At 63.9% G+C, this 9,306-nt stretch carries 13 protein-coding genes; 3 read left to right on the top strand and 10 right to left on the bottom strand.

From position 1 onward, the window contains the following. Positions 1-30: 30 nt before the first annotated feature. Positions 31-1,272: a KasA/KasB family beta-ketoacyl-ACP synthase gene (locus ACQR3T_RS09745; protein ID WP_428693258.1), complete on the top strand. Its 1,242-nt coding sequence runs from the start codon at positions 31-33 to the stop codon at positions 1,270-1,272. Here ACQR3T_RS09745 and ACQR3T_RS09740 read toward each other — a convergent pair whose 3' ends face one another. The 10 genes from ACQR3T_RS09740 to ACQR3T_RS09695 form a co-directional block, all read right to left on the bottom strand. Beyond that, positions 1,273-3,447 carry a heavy metal translocating P-type ATPase gene (locus tag ACQR3T_RS09740; protein ID WP_428693257.1) on the bottom strand — a complete coding sequence of 725 codons (2,175 nt, stop codon included), beginning with the start codon at positions 3,445-3,447 and terminating at the stop codon, positions 1,273-1,275. Between the two features lie 25 nt (positions 3,448-3,472). After that, complete coding sequence (locus tag ACQR3T_RS09735) at positions 3,473-3,757, bottom strand: DUF1490 family protein (protein ID WP_428693256.1); 285 nt, start codon at positions 3,755-3,757, stop codon at positions 3,473-3,475. Positions 3,758-3,848: 91 nt separating this feature from the next. Continuing rightward, a complete protein-coding gene (locus ACQR3T_RS09730; RefSeq protein ID WP_428693255.1) occupies positions 3,849-4,604 on the bottom strand; it encodes a class I SAM-dependent methyltransferase in 756 nt (251 codons plus the stop codon). A 4-nt stretch (positions 4,605-4,608) separates the two neighbouring features. Next, positions 4,609-5,088 carry a GNAT family N-acetyltransferase gene (locus tag ACQR3T_RS09725; RefSeq protein ID WP_428693254.1) on the bottom strand — a complete coding sequence of 160 codons (480 nt, stop codon included), beginning with the start codon at positions 5,086-5,088 and terminating at the stop codon, positions 4,609-4,611. 17 nt (positions 5,089-5,105) lie between these two features. Continuing rightward, positions 5,106-5,441 carry a hypothetical protein gene (locus ACQR3T_RS09720; protein ID WP_428693253.1) on the bottom strand — a complete coding sequence of 112 codons (336 nt, stop codon included), beginning with the start codon at positions 5,439-5,441 and terminating at the stop codon, positions 5,106-5,108. A gap of 40 nt (positions 5,442-5,481) precedes the next feature. Beyond that, a complete protein-coding gene (locus tag ACQR3T_RS09715) occupies positions 5,482-5,991 on the bottom strand; it encodes a putative immunity protein (protein WP_428693252.1) in 510 nt (169 codons plus the stop codon). Position 5,992: 1 nt separating this feature from the next. Beyond that, positions 5,993-6,313: a hypothetical protein gene (locus ACQR3T_RS09710; RefSeq protein WP_037175041.1), complete on the bottom strand. Its 321-nt coding sequence runs from the start codon at positions 6,311-6,313 to the stop codon at positions 5,993-5,995. A 21-nt stretch (positions 6,314-6,334) separates the two neighbouring features. Next, positions 6,335-6,706 (bottom strand): VOC family protein, encoded by a 372-nt coding sequence (locus ACQR3T_RS09705; protein WP_428693251.1) that lies wholly within the window; start codon positions 6,704-6,706, stop codon positions 6,335-6,337. A gap of 1 nt (position 6,707) precedes the next feature. Next, complete coding sequence (locus ACQR3T_RS09700) at positions 6,708-6,848, bottom strand: hypothetical protein (protein ID WP_428693250.1); 141 nt, start codon at positions 6,846-6,848, stop codon at positions 6,708-6,710. Between the two features lie 98 nt (positions 6,849-6,946). Beyond that, on the bottom strand, positions 6,947-7,879 hold the full coding sequence (locus ACQR3T_RS09695; protein WP_428693249.1) for a helix-turn-helix transcriptional regulator: 933 nt from the start codon (positions 7,877-7,879) through the stop codon (positions 6,947-6,949). A 103-nt stretch (positions 7,880-7,982) separates the two neighbouring features. On the opposite strand from ACQR3T_RS09695, the gene ACQR3T_RS09690 reads away from it, so the two are divergent. Beyond that, entirely contained in the window at positions 7,983-8,576 is a 594-nt protein-coding gene (locus ACQR3T_RS09690) for a TIGR03086 family metal-binding protein (RefSeq protein ID WP_037152010.1), read from the top strand. Between the two features lie 48 nt (positions 8,577-8,624). Beyond that, entirely contained in the window at positions 8,625-9,305 is a 681-nt protein-coding gene (locus ACQR3T_RS09685) for a thiamine pyrophosphate-dependent enzyme (protein ID WP_428693248.1), read from the top strand. Position 9,306: the final 1 nt, after the last annotated feature.

Raw genomic sequence — 9,306 nt, 5'->3', positions numbered from 1 at the left:
TACCGGTCGCTACATGTACTCATGAACGCTATGAGTGAACCGATCGCTACACAAACTTCCCGCAGCGCCGTCGTCACCGGGTACGTTGCAACGACGGCACTGGCGGACGACGCCGACACCACCTGGGAGCGACTGCTCGACGGCCGCAGCGGGATCGGACCCCTCGAGAGTGCGTTCGTGTCGGAATACAACCTTCCGGTTCGCATCGGCGGGGTGTTGCAGATGGCACTGGCCGATCATCTGACCCGTGTGGAGCAGCGCAGACTGTCTTTCGTCGAACAGCTGGCGGTTGTGCTCGGGCGCCGTCTGTGGGGTTTGTCCGGTCTGCACGGCATGGACTCGGATCGACTCGCAGTGGCAGTGGGCACCGGGTTGGGCGGCGGTGACGCGTTGATCGGGGCCGTCGATGCGATGCGAGCAGGTGGATATCGAAAGGTGTCGCCGATGTCGGTGCCGATGGTCATGCCGAATGGGCCGGCAGCTCACATCGGACTCGAGGTCGGAGCCCGTGCGGGGGTGTTCACACCGGTATCGGCGTGCTCTTCGGGTTCGGAAGCCCTGGCTCATGCGTGGCGGTTGATTGCAACCGGCGAAGCAGATGTCGTCGTCGCGGGCGGCGTCGAGGGGCATATCGATGCCGTACCGATAGCGAGCTTTTCGATGATGCGTGCCATGAGCACGCGCAACGACGAACCGACTCGCGCGTCGAGGCCGTTCGATCGTGATCGCGACGGATTCGTGTTCGGGGAGGCCGGAGCGCTGTTGATCGTCGAGTCGGAGCAGCATGCACTAGCTCGCGGCGCGCGTATTCACGGCCGCCTCCTCGGTGCCGGAATTACCTCGGACGGGTTCCATATCGTGGCACCGGATCCGGAGGGTCGGGGAATTCGCAAGGCAATGGAAAAGGCCATCGACGCAGCGGGTTTGAGCACGCAGGATGTCGACCACGTCAACGCGCATGCGACGGCGACTCCGATAGGCGATCTGTCGGAGGCCAAGGCTATCGCCGCTGTCGTGGGCCATGCCTCCGTATGCGCGCCCAAGTCCGCGCTCGGTCATTCCATCGGTGCGGTCGGCGCACTGGAGGCAATTCTCACGATGCTGTCGATCCGTGATTCGGTGGTGCCGCCCACGCTGAACCTCGACAATCAGGACCCTGCAATCGATCTCGATGTCGTTCGTTCGAGGCGCCGCCAGAAGATCGACTACGCGCTCAGCACGTCGATCGGATTCGGCGGGCACAACGTTGCCCTGGCGTTCGGGCGCTACTGATCAGAGTCGATACCGGATCAATCGCGAACTGTTGCCCACCACCGCGACCGAGGATGCGTTGTGCAAGATCGCGGCGAGCACCGGAGACAGTGCACCGCCGGCGCTGACCACGAGGCCCAGTGCATTCACTGCGATCGACATTCCGTAGTTCTGCCGAATGACGGACACCGAGTGTCGGCCGAGGTCGCGAACGTCGAGCAACCGTGTGAGGTCGTCGCTGGCCAAGGCCACATCGGCTGTTTCGACGGCAACATCGGTGCCGGCCAACCCCATTGCGATCCCGATGTCGGCCACTGCGAGGGCGGGAGCGTCGTTTGTGCCGTCACCGACCATGGCGACGACGTATCCCTGTTCTTGCAGTGCGCGGACCGCTTCGAGCTTGTCGTCCGGCATCACCTCGGCGCGCCACTCGGCGATGCCGAGTTCTGCAGCGACTGCCGCTGCGGTCTCGGGGTGGTCGCCGGTGAGCATGACGATACGTTCGACTCCGTCGGCGCGGAGCGCATCCAATACCTCCAGTGCATTCGACCGAACCTCGTCGCGCAGGCTGATCAACCCCACCAGTACGCCGTCCACTGCCAGCAGTAGCGGAGTCTCGGCCTCACGCTGCAAGCGCGAAACCCAGTCGGCCGCATGGTCGGAAACAGCGACGTCCTCACCTCGCAGTAGCGAGGGACTACCCAGCAGCAGGGTCCGCCCGTCTGCGACGGTGCGCATGCCGAGCCCCACGAGCACCTCGCATTCCTCGTGCGGAGGAATGACGATATGGCGTTCTTCGGTACTACGAATGACGGCCTCGGCCAGTGGATGCCGCGAGTGGATCTCGGAACTGGCCGCGTACGCGAGTACCTGCTCCGGCTCCCAGTCGTCCTGGAAAGAAACCACATTGGTGACGACGGGGCGGCCCACGGTGAGGGTGCCCGTCTTGTCGAACACGAAGGCGTCGACCCTGCCGGCCTGTTCGAGGTGCGATCCACCCTTGATGAGAATCCCTCGGCGAGCACCGTTTCCGATGGCGGCACTGATGGCCGTTGGAGTGGACAGGCCCACCGCGCACGGGCATGCGACGAGCAGCATCGTCATCGCCCGTCGAACATCTCGGGTGACCACGAGGGTGAGGGCCGACAGGATGAACGATGCTGGCACGAAGCGCCGCGAGAAGTTCTCTCCCACAGTCTGAATCGGGGCGCGGTCTTCCTGTGCCTCCTCGACGCGGGAAATGATTCGTCCGATCGTGGTGTCACGGCCCACTGCGGACGCACGGATGACGATGCGGCCCCTGACAACAACGGATCCAGCATGGATGCGGTCACCGGCGACGATCGATACCGGCAAGGTCTCGCCGGTGATTGCGGACTGATCCACCACCGCGTCTCCGTCGACCACGGTGCCGTCGACGGGAACGCCCACGTGATCGTGCACGACGACCTCGTCGCCGATTTCGAGTCGATCGACGTCGACGGAGATCTCGGAGCCGTCGGGCAGTCTGATCCAGGCCGTGTCCTGTGTGCCGGTCAACAGATCGGAGATCGCGCGTCGAGTTCGCTTGAGGGTCAATTCCTGCAGGTACTCGCCGATGTTCAGGAGCCACAGCACCGTGAGAGCGACGACGTTCTCGCGCAGCACGAGGCTGGCCACGGTTGCGGCGCTGACGAGAGCGTCGGTTCCTGCCGTCCTGTTGCCCGCCAGTGAACGCACCGCTCCTTTGAGAAACGGGTAGCCGGTGAAGATCGTTGCGCCGGTGGCAACGAGACGACTGGTGGGACCGAGGATGGGCGGCCGACGGAACGCGTAGCGGCGAAAGCCGAGAAGAACCAGTGCCGCGCCGCCGATGGTCATCCGCAGCACGTCGCCGCTGGTGACGTCAGCCGAGCGCGGACTACGGACCGGTACCAGGGCCCAATTCGTCGAGCGCCCCGCATTCACCGCGTCGAAGAGTTCGGCCCTGTCGGTTCGTGTGCGGGAGTACCAGACGACAACCGATGCCGTTCGCGGGTACACGTGGACGGCCCGCACCCCGCGAATTTTGTCCACGTGGTCCTCGACCGCAACGGCACGGCCCGGGCTCGAGCGGAGCCAGTCGACGCGAAGCCGCATGCGGCCGGCGGCATCGGAGAGGATCTCGATGCCATCCGCGCGGTCGGGAGCCGCATCGAGTGCGGGTTCGACGAGCATCGTCATAGTCGACCGACTGCCGTGATCAGTGCGAGTGGCCGTGGCCGACTTCGGTGGCCGAGGGTGGTGGCACCTCTTCGCCGAGTCGGTCGCGCGCCTCCGCGACGACGTCCGACACTGCCAACCGTGCCGATTCGGCGTGGATTTCGGCTTTCCGGGCAGCGCGGAGACCGAGTTCGGTTGCCGATACCGCCGCCTTGCGAACGGGAGCCTTCTCGTACAGCTTCTTGGCACCGTTGTAGGCGGCGACGCCGACTGCGCCTGTCACGACCGTCGATACTGCCTTCGCGACAATGATCGGAAACGCCATGTTGTAGCTCCTCGATTTCGAACCGATACCACTTATTGGGAATCATATTCGTTTTGCTCGGCAGTGGCGACTCGCGGGGTTGCGGTAGGAGTCACCCGATCGGGCGCATGGCGCGAAACGCCCTCGTCACGTAGGGCAACTCGATCGTTGTAGACCCATGCAGCCCCAGCTCGTCGAACAGGGCGGCGAGATTTTGATCTATGCTGCTTCGCTCGTCGGCCGTCGCGGTGATGTAGAAACTGCGTGATCGAACCAGGTCGGTCAACAGCGATCGGTTCACCGTGCGAGACCACGCCCATCGGCGCTCTTCGAGATGATCGAATGGCACCGCTATCGGCGGCGGACCGTCGTCGAACATGGCCACCGCTCCGCCGCGTGAGACCACGGAGTTGAGGCGTCGAACCCAGGGCAGTGACTCGTCGCGAATGTTCCAGATCAAACCCAGCACACCGCCCGGACAGAGGACCCGTCCGATCTCGCGTGACGCGGCCACCGGATCGACCCAGTGCCAGGCCTGTCCGAGCAGCACCCCATCGAGACTCTCGTCGTCTATTGGGAGGGACTCGGCAGTACCGACCAGGGTCGGGACACCCGGTACCGCGACCCGCAGAGCGTCGAGCATGGCGGTATCAGGGTCGACGGCAATGGCGTCGCAACCAGCGGCAACGATGCTGCGCGTGAGCTTGCCCGTGCCGGCACCGACGTCGGCGACCAGTGGCGTTCGACCCGACGCGAATGCAGGCTCCAGCAGCCACGCAACCGCGTCCGACGGGTACTCGGGGCGAGCCGATTCGTACACGTCGGCAACGGCCCCGAATGATGTCGAGCTGTTATCTCGGCTAACCATACGGTCAGGCTACCTCGCCCGGTTCGAGCTCGAGTTCGTAATAGAGAGCCTTCGGTCCCTCGCCGTGTCCTTCGTGGCAGTCGAAGCCACGCTTCTCGTAGACATGGCGCGCTGCCTCGTCGTCTTCCGAGGTGTTGAGGTCCATGTAGGTAGCACCCCTGCCTCGGGCATGGTTGATGACGTCGTCGAGAAAGGTTGTGCCGTAGCCTTTCCCGCGATGGACTGGCTGAATGTAGAACTCTGCGAGATAGGCCTCGATGTCGGCGCTCCACGTTCCGGTCCGGAATCGAAGAACCGCAACACCGATCGCGGGAGTCCCGAATGTCAGCACGCTGGTGTCACCGGATGTGACCAGCCTGTTCAAATGGGCTGCAAGCCACTGGGGCTCGGGTGCCGGGTCGTCGTACTCGCGATTGAAATCGACCAACAGGTTCGCGGCCTCGAAGAGCCCGTCGGAATCTCTGACGTCACGTGTGCCGGACATATCGACTCCTCGAGGTGTCAATTTTCTGGTTGAACAAGCCTTTTGGCATCGAGCAAACCAAGACCGGGATGCATTTCACGCAGCGAACGAATGGCTTCGACGGTTCTGCCGGATTCTGCGACAACCGCGTCGACATCCTCGGCGGGTACAGACTCGGGTCCGATCTTGTTGGGTAAGGGCGAGTGCCGACCTCCTCGGTACCAGAGCGCTGGGGCGGCTACTGCCAGCACCACCAGCTTCGTCCAGTTCCAGGCAGAAGGATCGGACACGAGGTCGCTGATCGTCAGGAACGCGAGCGCGGCCAGCAAGGTGGCAACCGCGTATCGGGTCCACGGGCGTTCTTGGGCCTTCATGCCTTTCATGTTGTCACCGCACCCCGATCGGGGCAACGGCTCAGCGTCGCAATTCGGTATCGAGTCGAATCATGAGCACGCCGAAACTCGTGCGCCCGGTGGCCGGTGCTGGAAAGCGGCGCAAGACCGAACGCACGGTCGCGTCGGCTAGATCTTGGATCCATTCCATCTGTTCTGCAACAGCATTGGAGTCCGTCAGCATCAGATGCACGGCAGAACCGAGAATGTGCTTGACCTGATGGGGGCTGTACAACGGATGGAGAAATGCGGCACCGGCGGCGTGCATCGCGGACAGTGCGGCGTCCGTGGCCGCAGATGCCGGCACCTCGCGGGCGGCCTTGTGCGCGTCCCAGGCGAGCTTGCGTAGCGCTCCAGTTCGCTCGCCGGACTCGGAAAACGCCTCAGCCCCGTCGATGGCCAAGCCTGGACGCGAATCGTTGGGGCGGGCCAGCTCGTAGATCGGCAATGCGCGTCGGGCACAGGCCGCTGCGAAGGCCGTCACGCGTCGAATGTCGTCGAGACTCAGCTCCACTTCAGCGGGTTCGCCCACCTCAGGACCCGCGGGTCCGGTTGCGGTTCAACATGAATCCGAATCGTCCGAGGACCACCCCGGTCAGCGCGCCGAGTGTCGCGCTGGCAATAGGGACCAGGTACAGCCACAGCGTCGATAGGCCTTGGGTTCGTCGGTCGAACGAGTCGTTCATCGCGTTCACGAATTCGTCGCTCATCGTGGCTCCGTACAGCGGCTCGTAGCCACCCGAATACACGACGCCACTCGTGTTTGTGGTCATTTCACCTATCGAGTACCAGGCAAGTGGAACCAATCCGATGACGAATCCGAACAGGAGCAGGAGGACGACGAGATTGCGCACCGTCTCAGGCTATTGCCCTCGTCAACCGTCGTACACCTCCGTGGTGATGCAGAAGGGATGCCCGGCGGGGTCGAGGAGAACTCGCCATCGCGGGTCGGGCTGCTGCGCTGCTTCTGTTGCCCCACATTCGACTGCATGAGCGACGGATTCGCCTAGGCTCACTCTCGCAGCGAGATCGAAGTGCACGATGGACGCCGACGGCCACGTGGGCGGGATGTAGTTCGCCACCTTCTGCGCAACTATGTTGAGGCCAGACTGCGTGCGAATCCCCGAGCTCGACTTGTTCTGCCACAACAACGTTCCGCCCAGAAGCGCGAGGTAGAAGCGAGCGAGCTCCCCCGGCTCGGGGCAGTCGATGGATATCCCTGCTACGTCGAGGTGTGGGCGCGACATGTCACGAGAATACGGTGGCTCCCAGCGTGACGGCGACGATCACGAAGATGGCCAGGAGTAGCCAGCCCTCCCACGTGTGCGGGCTGATTCCCCAGCCGTACCGTTTCGGGCCGAACCACGTTCGGGGTGGATTGAAAGCCATAGCGCCGTCCTGAATGTTCGGAGTCGCGTTCACCCTACGAAACCACCAGACTATTCGCAATGGTAATGACTTGGTCATGCACTCTCGTCTCCGAAATTTCAGCGATACAACTGCGCTGTTGCCGTCGCGCGTTGAGCCAGTTCGTCTCGAATTGTGCTCGGCTGCAGCACTGCTACGGCAGGCGCGCACTGCCACATGGCGCCCACAGCGTGATTGTGCCCGGAGAACTCGATGACTGCGAGGCGTCGTCCGTCGTCCTGCACTTGATCGCTGATCACTCGAACGACGTTCTTGGTCAACGAGATCCATACCGAGTCCTCTACGAGGCAGGTGACTTCGAGGTGAGCCAAACTTGCGCGAAAGGATGTCCGATGCGCCGTGAATGCCGCCTCCAGATCCACGGCGGCGCTGCGATGGGCAGGCTCGTCGAGGACGGTCAGGGTATCGATGCGGGACACTCGATAGACACGTTCGTTTCCCTCTCGGGCGGCGAGCAGGTACCAATGCTCGCCGGCATAGACGAGCCCTACTGGGTCCAGGGTTCGGTCGGACAACTCGCCGCCGCGGTTGCGGTACGACATCCGTATCCGCACACCGTCGATGACGGCTCGCTGCAATTCCGGTAGATGGACCTCGGATTCGTGGGGAAACGCGAAACCGTCCGGCCGTACCAGGATTCGTTGTGACGCAGTGCTTGCCGCCGCTCGGTGGGCGTCGGGTATCGCGGCGACAACCTTGCGCATCGCGCTCGCGAACGCCGGGGTGGCGACGCGTCCCGCGCCGGAAGCGAGCAATGCCGTCGCCTCGGCGGCCGTCAGACCGGTCAGCTCGGTCCGATAGCCGGGCAGCAGACTGATGCCACCACCGCGACCGCGATCGGTGTAGACCGGTATGCCCGCTGAGGACAACGCTTCGATGTCGCGCAATACGGTGCGCGTGGACACTTCGAGCTGGGCGGCGATGTCGGCAGCATTCAGCCTGCCCCGATGTTGGAGCAGCATGACGATGGACAACAGCCGGTCTGCGCGCACCCGAAAAGTCTCTCACCGAAACATGACAGAAGATGTCATGTTCAGCCGATTTACTTCTATTCAGCAGGCCACACCAGGCGGCCGCGGAACGGAAGGCTCAACAATGGACACCATCGAGACCACACAGCAGACAGACCCGCGCGAGGTGTACTTCACCTCCGCTGCCTGGGTGAGCGGACTGCTCGCAGGGGTGCGCGCCGACCAACTGGACCTTCCCACCCCATGCGACGAGTTCGATGTCCGGACGCTGGCCGGTCACCTCGTCGCTACGGTGGCCAGGCTGATCGCGATCGCCGAACTGGGTAGCCCGGACTCGGTCTCGCCGTTCTCTCCTGATCACGACGCCGCATCGTTCGACACTCTGGTGGAGCAGGCGCGCGCGGCCTGGGCCGACGACGCGGCACTCGACGCCCCTGTCGTCGTTCCGTGGGGTGAAGTCCCAGGGCGATCGGCTGTCTGGGGCTATTCGCGGGAGTTACTGGTGCACGGATGGGATCTTGCTGTTGCGACGGGGCAACCGGCCCATGCCGACCCCGCGCTCGTCGATCCGGTAGCCGTGGAACTTCGAGCACTGCTGCCGGCGGAGAGTCGGGTTCCGGGAGTCCCCTTCGGGCCCATCGTGGAACCCCGTTCCGAGGCAGGGCCGTTGGAACGCCTGGCGAACTTCGCGGGCCGGTCGTCGGACGGTTGGGTGTAGCACGACGCCCTTGACCTCGAGTGCACTCGAGGTTGCAGGGTGGGTCTCATGCAGATGACCTTCGACGAGTTGCCCAAACTCATGACGCTGATGACCGGCGACGAAAAGCACGGTGTCAGTGCCACATCCACGCTGGACGTGCTGTGGGTGCTGTACTCCGACATTCTTCGTCTCGACGAGGCGAAGCCGGATGACCCCGATCGCGACAGGTTCTACCTCTCCAAGGGACACGGCCCGATGGCGTATTACGCGGTGCTCGCCGCGCGGGGGTTCCTCTCGCCGACCGATCTCGCGTCGTTCGGCAGCTACCACTCACCGCTCGGCAATCATCCGGACCGCACGCTGATTCCCGGGGTCGACATCGGATCGGGGTCGCTCGGTCATGGTCTGGCGCTGGCAGCCGGAACTGCTGTGGCGCTGCAGATCCAGCGGAGCGGGGCCCGGGTGTTCGTACTGATCGGTGACGCCGAGCTCGACGAGGGCAGCAACATGGAGGCCATCCAATTCGCCGGTCGATCGCACCTGGGCAACCTGACCGCAGTGGTGATCGACAACGATTCTGCCGGTCTGGGTTGGCCCGGCGGCATCGCCTCGCGCTTCGCCGTCGAGGGGTGGTCGACATCCGACGTCGACGGCCGAGACCACAGTGCGCTCCAGCAGGCGTTTCGCATCGATCACGGCGACCGGCCCCACGTGGTGGTCGCCCACGTGGAGAAGAAGGAGAACTAAA

This window comes from Rhodococcus sp. IEGM1428 (assembly GCF_050321865.1).
Lineage (GTDB): Bacteria > Actinomycetota > Actinomycetes > Mycobacteriales > Mycobacteriaceae > Rhodococcoides.
Note: the sequence above shows the minus strand (reverse complement) of the source record. Positions and strands in the feature narration are given on the sequence as shown.